Origin of the sequence: Vibrio sp. OY15 (genome assembly GCF_000742455.1) — a bacterium.
Classification (GTDB): domain Bacteria; phylum Pseudomonadota; class Gammaproteobacteria; order Enterobacterales; family Vibrionaceae; genus Vibrio; species Vibrio alginolyticus.
Window position 1 is genome coordinate 268601 of the sequence record NZ_JPIL01000012.1, and the last position, 15397, is coordinate 283997.

Annotated in this window: 12 protein-coding genes; 8 read left to right on the forward strand and 4 right to left on the reverse strand. The window is 44.5% G+C overall.

All coding sequences use genetic code 11. The features are described 5' to 3' along the window. Positions 1-100 precede the first annotated feature (100 nt). Entirely contained in the window at positions 101-2134 is a 2034-nt protein-coding gene (locus tag IJ23_RS15305) for a prolyl oligopeptidase family serine peptidase (protein WP_033906715.1), read from the forward strand. Between the two features lie 242 nt (positions 2135-2376). On the opposite strand, the gene IJ23_RS15310 is transcribed toward IJ23_RS15305, so the two are convergent. Further along, the gene (locus tag IJ23_RS15310) at positions 2377-4008 is read right to left on the reverse strand and encodes an ABC transporter ATP-binding protein (RefSeq protein WP_017635486.1); all 1632 of its coding nucleotides are present in this window, start codon (positions 4006-4008) and stop codon (positions 2377-2379) included. A gap of 85 nt (positions 4009-4093) precedes the next feature. Beyond that, positions 4094-4591 carry a hypothetical protein gene (locus IJ23_RS15315; protein ID WP_005375116.1) on the reverse strand — a complete coding sequence of 166 codons (498 nt, stop codon included), beginning with the start codon at positions 4589-4591 and terminating at the stop codon, positions 4094-4096. A 187-nt stretch (positions 4592-4778) separates the two neighbouring features. Here IJ23_RS15315 and IJ23_RS15320 point away from each other — a divergent pair, with 187 nt between their 5' ends. The 3 genes from IJ23_RS15320 to IJ23_RS15330 all read left to right on the forward strand — a co-directional run bounded on the left by IJ23_RS15320 (position 4779) and on the right by IJ23_RS15330 (position 10438). After that, complete coding sequence (locus tag IJ23_RS15320; protein WP_005375118.1) at positions 4779-7139, forward strand: Lon protease family protein; 2361 nt, start codon at positions 4779-4781, stop codon at positions 7137-7139. A 293-nt stretch (positions 7140-7432) separates the two neighbouring features. Further along, positions 7433-9061 carry a methyl-accepting chemotaxis protein gene (locus tag IJ23_RS15325; protein ID WP_005375120.1) on the forward strand — a complete coding sequence of 543 codons (1629 nt, stop codon included), beginning with the start codon at positions 7433-7435 and terminating at the stop codon, positions 9059-9061. 396 nt (positions 9062-9457) lie between these two features. Continuing rightward, the gene (locus IJ23_RS15330) at positions 9458-10438 is read left to right on the forward strand and encodes a porin (RefSeq protein ID WP_005375122.1); all 981 of its coding nucleotides are present in this window, start codon (positions 9458-9460) and stop codon (positions 10436-10438) included. Between the two features lie 123 nt (positions 10439-10561). Here IJ23_RS15330 and IJ23_RS15335 read toward each other — a convergent pair whose 3' ends face one another. Further along, the gene (locus IJ23_RS15335; RefSeq protein ID WP_050550098.1) at positions 10562-11308 is read right to left on the reverse strand and encodes a flagellar brake protein; all 747 of its coding nucleotides are present in this window, start codon (positions 11306-11308) and stop codon (positions 10562-10564) included. A gap of 127 nt (positions 11309-11435) precedes the next feature. On the opposite strand from IJ23_RS15335, the gene IJ23_RS15340 reads away from it, so the two are divergent. Both IJ23_RS15340 and IJ23_RS15345 read left to right on the forward strand, forming a co-directional pair. Continuing rightward, complete coding sequence (locus IJ23_RS15340) at positions 11436-11711, forward strand: GNAT family N-acetyltransferase (protein WP_005375124.1); 276 nt, start codon at positions 11436-11438, stop codon at positions 11709-11711. Next, positions 11708-12685, forward strand: coding sequence for a phosphotransferase (locus IJ23_RS15345; protein WP_132936476.1), 978 nt, complete (start codon positions 11708-11710; stop codon positions 12683-12685). Before IJ23_RS15340 ends, IJ23_RS15345 begins: the two co-directional genes overlap by 4 nt. A 46-nt stretch (positions 12686-12731) precedes the next feature. Here IJ23_RS15345 and IJ23_RS15350 read toward each other — a convergent pair whose 3' ends face one another. Continuing rightward, on the reverse strand, positions 12732-13232 hold the full coding sequence (locus tag IJ23_RS15350; RefSeq protein ID WP_017820512.1) for a GNAT family N-acetyltransferase: 501 nt from the start codon (positions 13230-13232) through the stop codon (positions 12732-12734). A gap of 396 nt (positions 13233-13628) precedes the next feature. On the opposite strand from IJ23_RS15350, the gene napG reads away from it, so the two are divergent. Further along, entirely contained in the window at positions 13629-14399 is a 771-nt protein-coding gene (napG, locus tag IJ23_RS15355; RefSeq protein WP_005383947.1) for a ferredoxin-type protein NapG, read from the forward strand. Further along, positions 14399-15253, forward strand: a complete 855-nt coding sequence (gene napH, locus IJ23_RS15360; RefSeq protein ID WP_033906718.1) for a quinol dehydrogenase ferredoxin subunit NapH — start codon at positions 14399-14401, stop codon at positions 15251-15253. The genes napG and napH overlap by 1 nt, the downstream gene beginning before the upstream one ends. Positions 15254-15397 lie beyond the last annotated feature (144 nt).

Genomic DNA, 15397 nt, shown 5'->3' on the forward strand with positions numbered 1-15397 from the left:
AATGTCGTTGAAATCAAAATTGGGTGCTCTAAGGTAATCACCGCAATAAAACGATTGAAGATAAACAACTTAATAAAAACAACGGAGTAACACGGACGTTATGCATTACCCAAAAACACGTAAAGATTCTGTCGTGGACACTTATTTTGGTCACGACATTGCCGACCCTTATCGCTGGTTAGAAGATGATCGCAGTGAAGAAACCGCACAATGGGTTTCGGGTCAAAATTCGGTCACCTTCGATTTCCTTGGTCAGATACCGTACCGCCAACAAATCCGTGACTTAGTGGCGAACAGTCAAAACTACGAAAAATATTCCCAGCCATTTGTACGTGGTGACTACACCTACTTCTACAAAAACGACGGTTTGCAAAACCAAAGCGTATTGTATCGGCGTAAAGGCGAGGGAGAAGCCGAGGTTTTCCTTGATCCAAATACTTTCTCCGAAGAGGGCACGACCTCTCTTGGCGAAGTCAGCTTCTCTAAAGACTACCGTTTGGTCGCGTATTCCATCTCAGAAGGGGGTAGTGATTGGCGTAAGATCTTTGTCATTGATACGGAAACCAAAGAACAGTTAGAGCCTGAGATTGTTGATGCGAAGTTTACGTCGATTTCTTGGCTGGGCAGCAAAGGCTTCTATTACTCAAGCTACGATAAGCCGCAAGGCAGCGAGTTGTCTGCTCGAACTGAGCATCACAAGCTTTATTATCATGAACTTGGTACCCCTCAATCTGAAGATAAAGTGATTTTTGGTGAGTTGGATACGCAAGTTCATCGTTATGTGTCTGGTACGACGACGACAGACGATCGCTTCCTCATTATCTCTGGCGCAGAATCCACATCGGGTAATCGTCTGTTTTATATTGATTTACAGTCTGAGTTACAGGCAATTGTGACGCTGCGCGATACAACGCAAGGCGACACCTACTTAATTGATAGCCAAGACGCAACCTTGCTGCTTTACACCAACCTAGACGCGCCGAATGGCAAAGTTGTCAGCTACAACACTCAGACAGAACAATGGGCTGACGTGATTGCTGAACAAGAACAGCCGTTAGAAATCAGCAAAGGTGGCGGTTATCTGTTTGCGACTTATATGGTAGATGTGCTTTCTAAAGTGCAGCAGTTTAACTACCAAGGTGAGTGGATTCGAGATGTACAATTGCCGGGAGAAGGCACGGCTTATGGTCTGGCGGGTAAAAAAGAAGAAACCACACTTTATTACACATTCACTAACTACGTGACGCCTCCGACGATTTTCTCATTTGATGTCGAATCTGGTGAATCGACACTGTTTCAGGAATCAAAGGCACCGTTCGATCGTAATGAGTATGAATCAAAACAGGTGTTTTACACCTCAAAAGACGGCGCGCAAGTACCGATGATCATTTCATACAAGAAGGGCATTGCACTTGATGGTAGAGCACCAACCATGTTGTATGGTTACGGCGGTTTTAACATCAGCCTCACTCCAATGTTTTCTGGCAATGTAGCCAACTGGCTAGAATTGGGTGGTATTTACGCTGTCGCCAACATGCGAGGCGGTGGTGAATACGGTAAAGCCTGGCACAACGCAGGCACTCAGCAGCAAAAGCAAAACGTGTTTGATGACTTTATTGCGGCGGCGGAATACCTGATTGAAAACGACTACACGAGCTCGGATCGCCTAGCGATTCGCGGTGGTTCTAATGGTGGTTTGTTAGTTGGAGCGTGTATGACGCAACGCCCTGAACTATTCAAAGTCGCGCTGCCTGCGGTTGGTGTGCTTGATATGCTGCGTTACCACACGTTTACGTCTGGAGAAGGCTGGAAGTATGACTATGGCACGTCTTCGCAAAGCGAAGCGATGTTCCAATACTTGCTTGGCTACTCTCCTGTTCACAATGTAAAAGAAAACGTGCAATATCCTGCGACATTGGTGACAACCGCCGATCACGACGATCGTGTGGTTCCAGCACATTCGTACAAGTTTATTGCGGAGCTGCAAGACAAGCAGCAAGGCGCTAATCCAGTATTAATACGCATTGATGTCAATGCAGGTCATGGTGCAGGAATGCCGCTGAGTAAGCAAATTGACCTCACCACAGACGTGTATGCATTTACGTTACATAATATGGGTATTGAGTCGATTTAATGCCCTAGTTGTTCGAAGCTTCTGAGAATAAAAAAATGCCGCGACAGTGTCGCGGCATTTTTCATGGTTGGGGGAACTCAATTCATACTGTTTGCCAGTATTTGAGCCAGGTTGACTAAGTCTGACTCTTGAACCAACCAGTCTCGGCGGCCAAACCGAAAGGCAGCTACGCCATTCTTAAGACAAGATGAATTTATCACCTTTTCTTAATCCTAGTTTATGAATATGAAACTGTGATGAACCTAAGCCGCATTGTGCTGATTTTCACTGTTTTCAAGATCAAATGAGGCATCTATCAGTTTTTTCGTGTAGTCATTTTTAGGGTTTTGGAAAATCTTTTCGGCCGTACCTTGTTCCATGACCTCGCCCTTTTGCATGACTAGAACACGATCAGAGAGTGCTTTAACTACTGATAGATCGTGGCTAATAAACAAGTAGCCAATATTGTGTTTTTTCTGCAAATCTTTCAGAAGGTCAATCACTGTCAGTTGCACCGAGCGGTCTAATGCAGAGGTTGGCTCATCAAGCAGAATAAACGAAGGTTCAAGGATCAGTGCTCGCGCTATAGCAATACGCTGACGCTGGCCTCCTGAAAACTCGTGCGGATAACGGTTGATGGACGCGGGATCTAAGCGGACCTCACGGAGCACGTCGCGCGCTTTCTGCATACGTTCTTTTTTACTCAACATTGGTTGGTGGACAGTTAATCCTTCTGTGATGATCTCGCCGATAGTCATACGAGGAGAAAGCGAACCATAAGGGTCTTGGAATACCATCTGAACGTCTTTTTTCAGCTCAAAACGTTCTTTGTTTGTCAGCAAGGCCATATCTTGGCCTTTATATTCTATTTTGCCAGTTGAAGGCAGTAGACCTATCAAAGCTCGGCCGAGTGTAGACTTACCTGAACCGGACTCCCCAACGATCCCGAGGGTCTCTCCTTGTTTAAGCTCAAGAGAAATGCCTTTTACCGCTTCGAAGTACTCATTTTTGCTCGCAATAAAATGCGACTTTACCAAGAATTTGACTCGTATATCGTCGGCCTTTAAAAGCTGTGTAGCACTTTCGCTAATAGGCTCCTTACTGCCTTTAGGAATCGAGTTGATTAGCATACGTGTGTATTCGTGCTTTGGGTCCTCGAAGAGTGTTTGCGTTTCGCCTTCTTCGACGACTTCTCCTTTACACATCACAATGACACGATCTGCAAAGTGTTTTACGACGCCTAAGTCATGAGTAATAAATAGGATTGCCATGCCCATCTGAGCCTGAATTTCTTTAATCAGGTGCAACACTTCTGCTTGAACCGTGACATCCAACGCTGTTGTAGGTTCGTCGGCGATCAAAATATCGGGCTCGTTAATCAGTGCCATCGCAATCATGATGCGTTGCAATTGACCACCAGAAAATTCGTGTGGGTACTTGTTGTACGCTTTTTCTGGGTTTGGCATATGAACCAATTCAAACAGCTCTAACACCTTTGCTTTTGCTGTTCGTCTGTCGACCGGGCGGTGACACATGATGGCCTCAGCGACTTGGATACCCACCCGCATGTACGGGTTTAGTGAGGTCATCGGCTCTTGAAAAATCATGCCAATGCGATCACCGCGAATACTTTGCATTTCACGCTCTGTTTTATCCAAGATGGAGCTACCCTCAAACATGATGGATGAGCTTTCATGCAAAATAGCGTTGTCTGGCAGTAGTTTCATCAGTGCATTGGTTGATACTGACTTGCCAGAGCCAGATTCGCCAACGATGGACAGCGTCTCGCCTGCTTTTAAATCGAAGCTAACATTCTTTACTGCATCGACGATCCCATCGTTTGTCGTAAAGCTGACTGATAGGTTGTTCACCGAAAGAATGGTTTTAGAAGACATCACAGATCCTTGTGGTTGATAAAGCAAATGATACTCAAGCAATGGACAGCATAAACCTAGCTGGCCTCAATGCTTGAGCTTTAGATTAATTATACAGGTGAGAAGGCGAAGATTTTGCCGAACTCATTGCTTGCAAATGTAAGAACTGCTCATGCGCGCGCGTTACGTGCTCGAGTTCTATCATCCATTGAGCATTACGTTGGGCAGAGCAAAATGCCGCCATGTGAGCTAACAAGTCTTCGCTCTGTTGACCAAGTAGGTGACCTACGCGCTCAATCAGTTCATGGCTCTCTAGCTGCAAAAATTGAAATAGCGCGTAAGTTTGATTGAGTATTGAGAACGCATCATGCTGTAAGCCGAGTTTGTTGAGAATCTCTGATTGCGTCACGCTGGCATCTCTAAGCCCCGTAATGAGACATACAAACTGGCAAGGTTTAGTTTGTGCATTTTCTAGCGCTAGATGAATGTGGTTGGGTAGATTGTTGAGCACGTCGTCATATAAACGATGAGCTTCTGGCCAATGGCCTTGTTCCATCAGTTGCTCCGCTTTTAAGTAGCGCATCCAGCATTGCTCAATATTCATATCCATCTCCACAACATTTGATTTGTTTAGATATTAAATGAAATTGATTATCAATTGCAAGTGCGTGTTAATATCACTTATGTGTTCATAAAATGTCCAATCAATCTAGGGTGGAAGGTAAATCACTTAAAATTAAGCAAATAATCTCTACACTCAAATAACGAAAATAAGAAAAAAGGAAGTGGATATGGCAATACTAAGATTGGAAGCTAAGCAGCTATATTCTGTAGCAGATCTAGAGAATATGCCATGTAAGTCGACCAAGGAGTTACCTCCAATTGATGAAATCGTGGGCCAAGAGCGCGCGCAAAAAGCGGTCGAGTTTGCGATGTCCATCAAAGAGAAAGGGTATAACATCTACGCCATTGGTCAGAATGGGCTAGGTAAACGCACCATGATCTTGCGCTATCTGAATCGTCACCAACACGATGCAGCAGCCCTGTTTGATTGGTGTTACGTTGCGAACTTTGAGGATACCCGTACACCAAAGGTATTAAAGCTGCCTTGTGGTATCGGAAATAAGCTACGTGTTGATATTGAAGCTTTAATGGGCAAATTATTGAATGCTTTACCCCTAGCATTCGACAATGAAATGTACTTTAGCCGCGCTGAGCGATTAAAAAATCAATTGGCAGCTAAGCAACAAAACGAGCTGGATCGTATTAGTCGAGAGGCAAAAGAAAAAGGCATCAGCCTAACACTGACTACACAGGGGGATTATCAGTTTGTCGCCATGAACGGTGATGAGCTTCATACGGAAGAGTCTTTTGATGTACTAAGCAAAAAAGAACAAGAGCAATTCAGCGATGCTATTGATGAACTCGAAGTGCGATTGCGCTCGATGGTTCGTGAGCTTACGGAGTGGGAAGAGACATACAGCGATAAAATCAAAAAGCTCAATGATGAAGTGACGCTTGATGTGATTACTCACTTCATCAAAAAACTCAAAGTGGATTACGCGCAATATTCCGAAATCAAAACCTACTTAACTGAGCTGCAAAAAGATATTGTTGAAAACGCAGATATCTTCCTTGACCAAAGTGGCGAGCAAGGCGAAATTGCGACGGCATCCTTGGATAAAAAATTGCCACGTCGTTATAAAGTGAACGTCTTGGTAAGCCGTAAAAGCAGCGAATTTCCTATCGTTGTTGAAGAAAATCCCAACTATCATTCACTCTTCGGGTCGATTGAGACTGCCACTTTCAAGGGAACGGTGTTTACCGACTTCTCGCTGATTCGTGCAGGGAGCTTGCATAAGGCGAATGGCGGCGTTCTATTAATGGATGCTCAGAAAGTACTTGAACAGCCTTACGTTTGGGATGGTTTGAAGCGCGCATTGCGTGCTCGTCAATTGAGTTTTACGTCTCTAGAAAAAGAAGTCACATTGACGGGGGCGGTATCACTCGATCCTGAACCGATTCCGCTTGATATCAAAATTATCTTATTTGGTGATTACCGAACTTACCAATTACTCCAACATTACGATCCAGAGTTCAGCGAGTTGTTCCGTGTGACGGCAGATTTCGAAGACGAAATGAAACGTACGCCGGAGTCTGAGCTGCATTACGCGCGCTTTATCTCTAGCGTGGTGCATGACAACAATATGCTGCATTGCGATCGCAAAGCCATTGCTCGGATCATCGAATACAGCTCACGTTTGTCTGGCGACCAATCCAAGCTATCTCTACATTCGGCTAATATCGCCAACTTGCTTCGAGAGTCGAACTACGTTGCTCGTCAAGCCAACTCTAACATGATCCGTATTGGGCATGTTGAAGAGGCGCTCAATAACCAAGAAATGCGAGTAAGCCGATTACGCGATAACGTAATGGAAACCTTTATTAACGGCACAACGCTGATTCGCACCGAAGGAGAAGCCGTAGGCCAAGTGAACGCACTTTCGGTATTGAGCACTAGTGACTACATGTTTGGTGCACCGAATCGCATCACAGCGACGACGTGTTACGGTGATGGGGATGTTATCGATATCGAGCGCAGCGTGGATTTGGGTGGCAGTATTCACTCTAAGGGCGTAATGATTTTGTCTGCCTACTTATCTTCCGTATTTGGTAAAACGGCACGAGTGCCATTAACGACAACCATTACCTTTGAGCAATCTTACGGTGGTGTTGATGGTGATAGTGCCAGCATGGCTGAGTTATGTGCGGTTGTGTCTGCTTTTTCAAAGCAACCAAATCGACAAGACATTGCGATAACAGGGTCGATGAATCAATTTGGTCAAGCTCAGCCTATTGGTGGCGTAAACGAAAAGATCGAAGGCTTTTATGATGTGTGTGTAATTAAAGGTCGTCATGACGGGCAGGGGGTCATTATTCCGCGCTCTAATGTTCACAATCTAATGCTTCGTTCCGACATCGTGAAAGCAGTCGAAAAAGGCGAGTTTAATATTTGGGCGATTGACCATGTTACTGAAGCTATCGAATTGTTTACGGGGAAAGTTGCTGGTGAGCCAACCGATGAAGGCTCTTATCCAATCGATACCATTTTTGGCCTTGCTCAAGCTAAGCTCAATTCGTTGAGAAAATAGGCTGAAACCGTCCTAAATGTGAATGTATCTCATCATAAGTGATCATAATTTATCATAACGACAATATCCCGACGCTACTGTCGGGATATTGTCAATAACAGATTGAAAATGGAGAGTTTTTGTACTAGACAAAAGTGTGATCGACCTCTAATATTCGCCACTTGTTTATTCGTCTGGGATTTATCCCGTCGCAAGGAAGCATAGATATTCAAACTGCCGAAAAGTAACGTTGTTATAAGCACTGCTCGAGTTTGTTTGGATATAGACATCACGCATACAACTGAGGCCCTGTCATGCAGTTATCACTGAAAAATTTGTCAGTACGAACGCAAATTTTGGTTCCGGTATTATTTACCGCGATTGTTTTGTTTATTGCTCTTTGGATTACTAAAAACAATCTTCAAGCAGAGCAAGATGTTATTGCTTCCAACCAAGAATCTTTGGTTTTTCACAAAGACACATTGGCGAGTATTGACGACCAAATTTACCCTCTGCGCATAAGCGCGGTTTACGCTATTTACGATGCTTCTCGTCGTGAGAATTTTCTAACCGAATTGAAAGAAGGCTTAAAGCAAGTTGATGCCGATTTAAGCGCAATTGAAGCCCGAAACCTATTCCGTGACGATGCCGTTAAAGTTCGCCAAGCAATTGAATCCTATGTGCGATATTCAGAGCGCTCAGTTGCTTTCTTCAACCAATACGATCAAGGTTTGAAATCGGATAGCGAGTACCGTGCATTTGTCAAAGAGTATCGCAATGTTGGCCGAGAAATGGTCCAACAAATTAACACGCTATCAAAGCATGTAAACGAGCAAGCTGAACAATCTACTATCAGAAGTCATCAGCAAAATGAACGTGTGCAAAATAACGCTATGTTGACGGTTTTAGCGGTATTTGCTTTCTCATTGATAGGCGCTTGGTTCCTGTCTGGCATGATTGTTACACCAATCCAAAAGCTGCAAGAAGTGATGCGTCAGTTAGCAATGGGTAATCTATCAGTACGTGCAGATGTCGATGGGGACAATGAGATCTCTAAGCTGAGCAAAGATGTAAACCAAACCGCAGAGCAGTTATACAACACTGTGGACCAGTTAACCCGTATTAGTGAGGAAGTTGCATCTGCATCGACCGAATTAGCTGCGGTAATGACGCAAGCGGAAGCGAACGCTCAACAAGAGTTGGCGGAGATCGAGCAAGTTGCATCTGCGGTTAACGAGCTTGCAAGTACTGCGAATAATGTGAGTGATAACGCGACCTCTGCTGACGCAACAGCGCGTGAAGCTGATGGACTTGCTCAATCAGGTTTGGCTATCTTCCAAGAAAGTGCGGAAGCAAGTGCGCAAATGTCTCAAGCATTGAACGATGCAGCGCAAGTTGTTTTGCGTCTAAAAGAGCAATCTGTACAGATCAACGATGTTATTGAAGTGATTCGCGGCGTATCTGAGCAGACCAACTTGCTAGCATTGAATGCTGCGATTGAAGCGGCGCGAGCTGGTGAGTCTGGTCGTGGTTTTGCGGTAGTAGCTGATGAAGTACGCATGCTAGCAGCGCGTACTCAAGACTCGACACAAGAGATCCAAACGATCATTGAAGAGCTTCAAGCGCAGTCTGGGCTGGCGAATGACAGTATGCAAGTCAGCCTTGATATGCTTAGCCGCAACAACGAGCTGACGCAACAAGCGAATGAAGCGTTGGTTGGAATTACCGAGTCGGTCGCCAACATCAACGATTCAAACACGCAAGTAGCAACCGCAGCCGAAGAGCAGTCTCAAGTTACTCAAGATATCAATCGCAACGTGGTTAACATGTCGGAGCTTGTAAACCAAAATGTAGCGGGCATCAGCCAGAGTGCAAGTGCGAGTACTGAGCTTTCATTACTTGCAGAGAAGCAGAAAGAGCAATTAAGTTTCTTTAAGCTTTAATTCATCATCTACTTATCAAATCTCTAAATCCCTGAGTGAATGCTCAGGGATTTTTTTGTTTGTAATAATCGGATTTATTATCAATAAGTCTATCTAAAACAGTTAGTTAACAAGATTTTTTGCGGGCAATGTCACGTTTTGTGATATTGTTTTTACATTTTTTTCGTCAATTTTTTTTTGACGCGAACATTTTTTTTAACTCAACCGATAACTTGATGGTTGAGAGGTATTCATATCGTCATTTTAAGTGGTGTTTTCTTCTATAAGCGCTGTTTATTCAACACGTTGCGTGAAAAATAACAGCTGCTACTATGCCGCCAGTTTTCTCGTTGGTACAGAAAAGTCCTGTTTTTCTGGTGAGAAAACACATATAAAACAATGATATGGAAAATAAAAATGAAATTAAAAACTTTAGCTGTAGCAGTGGCGCTAATGGCATCAGGATCTCAAGTTGTCGCTTCAGAACTATACAACCAAGATGGCACTTCTCTTGAGATGGGCGGCCGCGCTGAAGCGCGTCTTTCTATGATGGATGGTAAGGCAGAAGACCGTACTCGCATCCGTCTTAACTTCCTAGGCAAACAGGAAATCAATGAAAACCTATACGGCGTTGGTTTTTGGGAAGGTGAGTTTGTAACTGAAACTTATGATGTATTTGATTCTAAAGGTAACAAAGTTGGTGAGACAGACAGTCTTGAAACTCGTTACGCTTATGCGGGGCTGGGTGGCAAATACGGTGAAGTAACTTACGGTAAAAACGACGGCGCACTAGTGGTTCTTACTGACTTTACTGACATTATGGCTTACCACGGTAACACAGCAGCACTTAAACTGCCTGTTTCTGACCGTACAGATAACATGCTGTCTTACAAAGGCCAATTCGAGCAACTAGCTGTACGTGCTAGCTACCGTTTTGCTGATCGCACAACAGATGCACAAGGCTTTACAGACAACGAGGAAGATGGCTTCTCTCTATCTGGTGTTTACGCGTTTGCTAACACTGGTTTTGAACTAGGTGCTGGTTACGCAGATCAAAACGACAGCGATGAGTTCATGCTGGTAGCTGCATACTCTGTAGGTGACTTCTACTTCGCTGGTAACTACACTGGCGCGGATATGGATGTTGCAGGTAAGACTTTTGATTACAAAGGCTACGAACTAGCCGCTGCTTACACTATGGGTCAAACTGTATTCACTTCTACGTTCAACAAAGGTGAACTAGAAGACGCAGATACTGTAGAAAACCTAGCTGTTGATGTAACTTACTACTTCAAGCCTAACTTCCGTGGCTACGCATCATACAACTTCGATCTAATGGATAACGAAGGCGCGGCTGAAAAAGATGAGCTAGCGCTAGGTCTACGTTACGACTTCTAAGTCATGACTCTTATCTAAGATACTGCCTTATTCTTAGTAAATAAAACCCCTTACTGAAAAGTAAGGGGTTTCTTGTTTTCTAGCACTTCAAAGCTTCTTGATAAGCGATAGGGGTTATCAAATCTATCTTTTTAGTGTGAGCTTAGTACCATCAAATTTGAGGTGACTGAGGAGGTTTTTAGCGTTGTTTTTACCAGCCTCATCAAACTCCATTCCGTAGCGAGCATAGTGCGTTGATTTTTGTAAATTACAAATACGACCTCGCAACGGCGCTAGCATACGACTTTCTCCGGGCATCGTTAGATCCAATGAAACGTGGTCACCAACCTGAAGTGGTCGGCTCATCGGTGATGTTACAAAACGACAGCCACTACGAGATAAATCTCTTATTTCGCATTCAGTTCGATAGGCTTCTAAACAAACACGCGCTCTCAAATTTACTTCGTAACGCACTTCTTTGCGAAGCTGAAAGACCTGCATAGTGTTGGGTAGGTCTAGCACCAAAATTGGGTACGGATCGCCTAGTCGATGCTGCAATTGGGCCCGAAATGGGATAACGGCCCCTTCACCTCGATGAGAGTAGGCTTTTACATTGATCCAAAAGCCTTCCTGAAAATAGAACTTCAAGTCTTCATCAGAGATGTTCGGAACCTCTATCAATGCAGTATTATTTGAGTGACAGCCAACAAATGTGCTGGTTGTAATAAACTTTGTACCAACGGGGGTGGTGACGTTTAAGCTCACTTCACTGCCGTGTTCGACCATTGCCATTGCATCGGTGCTATTTAATGTACTTGCCTGACGTTCTGGTGCCTTCTTGCTTTGCAGAGGTAGCTTGCCGTCTCTGGCAATTGGGCTCATATTTCTCATTATAATTGTCGTACCTGATGTAAGAAGGTAATCGCGTGAGGCGAAGCAGCACTCTCGCATGGTATCGATTTTATTCAGTGATATAGTTTGATTCAATCAATCTGTAACAAAAATTAGAGAGCAAGATATGCATAAAGTAACTCATGAGACCACGAATAGTACATTCTGGGTTGATTTAGAGCAGGGTTATAAAGCCAAGGTGATTTATCAGCTTAAGGGTAATGTCATGCACATTACATCAACGGTTGTTCCTGAAGCACTGCGAGGTAAGGGGTACGGAAAAGTGATGATGGAAGCGGTGTTGCCAGAAATTGAGTCACTCGGTTATCAAATCAAACCAGTTTGCCCATATGTTATTCACTACATGGAGAAGAACCAAACGTGGTCACATCTGCTCACATGATGAGTAACAACCACCAACGCTACCAAAATATTGGCCAGGAACTCAATCTCGGTAATTACCGCTCTGTAGAAGTCATACAATCGCTATGGGGAGGCTATGGGGAGTTAGTCCGAGTTACTTATTCTACTGGTTCAGTGATCATTAAGCATGTAAAACTCCCTAAGCCTTCAGAGCATCCTAGAGGCTGGAATACGGACCGTTCTCATCAAAGAAAGTTGCACTCTTATCAGGTGGAAGTGAATTGGTATGAGTATTTTTCCGGAGGGGTGGATACTCGCTGCCGAGTACCACAAGGTCTAAAAACGTTCCAATCGGAGAATGAATGGCTCATTGTGATGGAAGATCTCGCCGAGGTGGGCTTTCCAAAAGTCATCACAGATGCACAGCTAGAGCATCTACAAGCCTGCCTCACTTGGTTGGCGAACTTTCATGCGCGATACATCGATGTTCGTTCGGATAAGTTGTGGCATACCGGAACATACTGGCACTTAGCAACCAGACCCGACGAGCTTGAAGCATTGCAAGACACTGAGCTACAAAATGCGGCTCAATTGATTGATCAAACGCTTTCGCAAGCTAAGTTTAAAACACTAGTACACGGTGATGCCAAATTGGCGAACTTCTGTTTTGATGAAGAAGAATCAAGCGTTGTTGCGGTTGACTTTCAATACGTTGGATGTGGGTGTGCAATGAAAGATGTGGCACTGTTTATGAGTAGCGCCGTTAAGCCAGAACGTTGTGCAGAGATGGAAGTTTGGGTTTTGGATACGTATTTTGCTCAGTTGCAACACGCGCTAATTGTCTATCAACCGAATCTTGACCCTAATGAAGTCGAGCGTGAGTGGCGTCCTTTGTTTGCTGTGGCTTGGGCAGACTTTCAGCGATTTGTGAAAGGTTGGAGTCCCGACCACTGGAAGATCAATCCCTACACAGAAGCATTGACTCGCAGAGCGTTGGCTTACTTACGAAAGTGAGTCGAAGTTTAAAAAGAAAAGCCTCCAATTAGTAGGAGGCTTTGTTTTATCTTTGGCCTGGTCTGATGCGCGCCATGTAATAGGTATTGATGAATTCACCATCACGGAAGGAACCGTCAATCGCTTCACCTTCAATTTGAAATCCATGCTTTTTATAAAGCCCAATGGCGGCGTCGTTATCGGCATTGACCTCTATCTGAATTCTTCTCACATTTAACCAGTTATCTGCTAGTTCAGTGACTGTTTCTATCAATTTGCTACCAATACCGAGTCCATGGAAACTATCATGTACTCCGATGCCAAACGATGCCGTGTGCATCGTTCTTGGACGTAGAGAGTGGTGAAAGCCAATATTTCCGACGACTTTACCATCAATTTCAGCGACATAGCTATAAACACCATCAGGTATGTTTGACAATCTTTCCACCCACATCGCGAGCGAAGGCTTTGGGAGTTGCAGGGTTTCACGTTGTGCTTTTGGTTGTGAATAGATTTCTACGAGTGCCGCTGCGTCTTCGACGGTCGTTGGACGTACGATAATTTCCATGCCTCTCTCCTTCGCTTTTTAGTTTTAATTTTTAATCTAACCACAGTTTTCTTATTTGGATAGTGTTTTTTTTATGTTTAATGGATAAATGCCTTTTAAATTAGCTTGTTATGATGTCATTTTTTGAATTTTTAGTAGTGATTTATCATCGAATTGAGCGAGTAGATTGCAAAGGTGTTGAATTATTGTACTGAGAATGGCGCGTACTGCAGAGTATCGTGGTGAATTTCATGTCGCAGTAAATAAACGCATTTAGTCAAACTGTGACGACGGCACTGTGCATCAGTTGACTTGAATCAATAGAGGATAGGGTTACCTCCTATGAGGTATAGGGAAACGACACGTTTAGGGCTATTTATGCTTAACTTGATAAGGGAGTTTTGTTGAGGAAATAGCATGAAATCCTCTCAATCTAAAATATCGCAAAGTCGGCGCCGATTTTTGCGTGATACAGCTCGAACTGCGGCTGGTGTTGGCGCAGCTGCGTGTGTATTGGGCTTACAATCGCTACAAAGCCAAGCTCGAGAAACCAAAGGTGTGCCTATTCGTCCGCCTGGTGCACTGCCGGAAGGCGATTTCGAATCAGCTTGTATTCGATGTGGCTTGTGTGTTCAGGCATGTCCTTACGATACCTTGAAACTTGCGACATTACTTTCACCCGTCGCGACTGGCTCACCTTACTTTACTGCACGCGATATTCCCTGCGAAATGTGCGAAGACATTCCTTGTGTTGTCGCTTGTCCGAGTGGGGCGCTGGATCCGAAATTAACCGATATTGATGATGCTCGAATGGGTACAGCGGTTCTTATTGACCATGAAACTTGCCTTAACTGGCAAGGGTTACGATGCGATGTTTGTTATCGCGTTTGTCCGCTGATTGATGAAGCCATCACGTTAGAGATGGTTCACAACGATCGAACTGGCTATCACGCCAAACTTATCCCTACAGTGAATTCGGAAGTGTGTACCGGATGCGGTAAGTGTGAACAAGCGTGCGTGTTGGATGTCGCTGCTATTAAAGTCGTCCCGACGGATTTGGCGAAAGGCAAAGTGGGCAGCCACTACAATTTTGGTTGGAAAGAGATCGACAAACCACTCGAAAATATCCTCCCTAGTGAGACGCCTGTACCGGAAGGTGCGCTTGAATCGCTAAAAGGAGGTAAGTAATGGCAAAGAATTTAGCTCAAAATGCTGGCAAAGAAGCGCTTGAAAAGCTTGGTTGGTGGCGCGCGCATCGGTTTTTGATTTTACGTCGGCTATGTCAGTTCACCATCATTGCGCTGTTTATGGCTGGGCCGACGCTGGGAATTCTAACTGGTAATCTGTCATCAAGTATGTTGCTCGATACCGTGCCGTTAAGTGACCCGTTAATTGTGCTTCAAGCTTTGGCGACAGGGCATGTTCCGGAGTTTAATACGTTGTTAGGCGTAGTGATCGTCGTTGCGTTTTACGCGATTTTGGCGCCGCGTGCATTTTGTGCTTGGGTGTGCCCGTTGAACATCGTTACAGACTTGGCGGCGTGGTTGCGTCGAAAGTTCAACATTAAAGCGAGCTATCGTTGGTCTCCCGTGATTCGTTATTGGCTGATCCCTGTTTTGATGTTGGGCAGTGCGCTGTCTGGCGCAATTCTTTGGACATGGTTAGATCCAGTGGCGGCACTGCATCGCGGGTTGGTGTTTGGTATGGGCGCAGGTTGGGTGTTGATCGCCCTAGTGTTCGTGTTGGATTTACTCTTGGTTGAGCATGGGTGGTGTGGGCACTTATGTCCACTGGGGGCTACCTATGGCGTGATAGGCCGAAAAAGCCTGTTGCGCGTTACTGCTGTTCGCCGCGAAGATTGCACCAAATGCATGGATTGCTTTTACGTTTGCCCAGAACCAGAAGTGCTTCGGCAGCCTTTGAAAGAGGGAGATCGTCGAATAATGGATCAAAACTGCATTAGCTGTGGTCGTTGTTTGGATGTATGTCCAGAACATGTGTTTGAATTTAAAAATCGCCTATCAGTAAAAGTCATTGATTAAGCCACTGAGCACATTTACTCATGCTTTATTTCTCTTGATACTTGAACATCGCGCTTAGCCAAGGAGTTAAGTGCGATGTTTGTCTTCATAACAATATCCCTCAGCCATATCTGCTTGCTCTGGGTTGAAAATAATAATGATATT

Bases quoted from the DNA above. Each gene is read 5' to 3' on its own strand.
- IJ23_RS15305 (WP_033906715.1), top strand. From the start codon at position 101: ATGCATTACCCAAAAACACGTAAAGATTCTGTCGTGGACACTTATTTT.
- IJ23_RS15310 (WP_017635486.1), bottom strand. From the start codon at position 4,008: ATGTCTTCTAAAACCATTCTTTCGGTGAACAACCTATCAGTCAGCTTT.
- IJ23_RS15315 (WP_005375116.1), bottom strand. From the start codon at position 4,591: ATGAATATTGAGCAATGCTGGATGCGCTACTTAAAAGCGGAGCAACTG.
- IJ23_RS15320 (WP_005375118.1), top strand. From the start codon at position 4,779: ATGGCAATACTAAGATTGGAAGCTAAGCAGCTATATTCTGTAGCAGAT.
- IJ23_RS15325 (WP_005375120.1), top strand. From the start codon at position 7,433: ATGCAGTTATCACTGAAAAATTTGTCAGTACGAACGCAAATTTTGGTT.
- IJ23_RS15330 (WP_005375122.1), top strand. From the start codon at position 9,458: ATGAAATTAAAAACTTTAGCTGTAGCAGTGGCGCTAATGGCATCAGGA.
- IJ23_RS15335 (WP_050550098.1), bottom strand. From the start codon at position 11,308: ATGAGAAATATGAGCCCAATTGCCAGAGACGGCAAGCTACCTCTGCAA.
- IJ23_RS15340 (WP_005375124.1), top strand. From the start codon at position 11,436: ATGCATAAAGTAACTCATGAGACCACGAATAGTACATTCTGGGTTGAT.
- IJ23_RS15345 (WP_132936476.1), top strand. From the start codon at position 11,708: ATGATGAGTAACAACCACCAACGCTACCAAAATATTGGCCAGGAACTC.
- IJ23_RS15350 (WP_017820512.1), bottom strand. From the start codon at position 13,232: ATGGAAATTATCGTACGTCCAACGACCGTCGAAGACGCAGCGGCACTC.
- napG (WP_005383947.1), top strand. From the start codon at position 13,629: ATGAAATCCTCTCAATCTAAAATATCGCAAAGTCGGCGCCGATTTTTG.
- napH (WP_033906718.1), top strand. From the start codon at position 14,399: ATGGCAAAGAATTTAGCTCAAAATGCTGGCAAAGAAGCGCTTGAAAAG.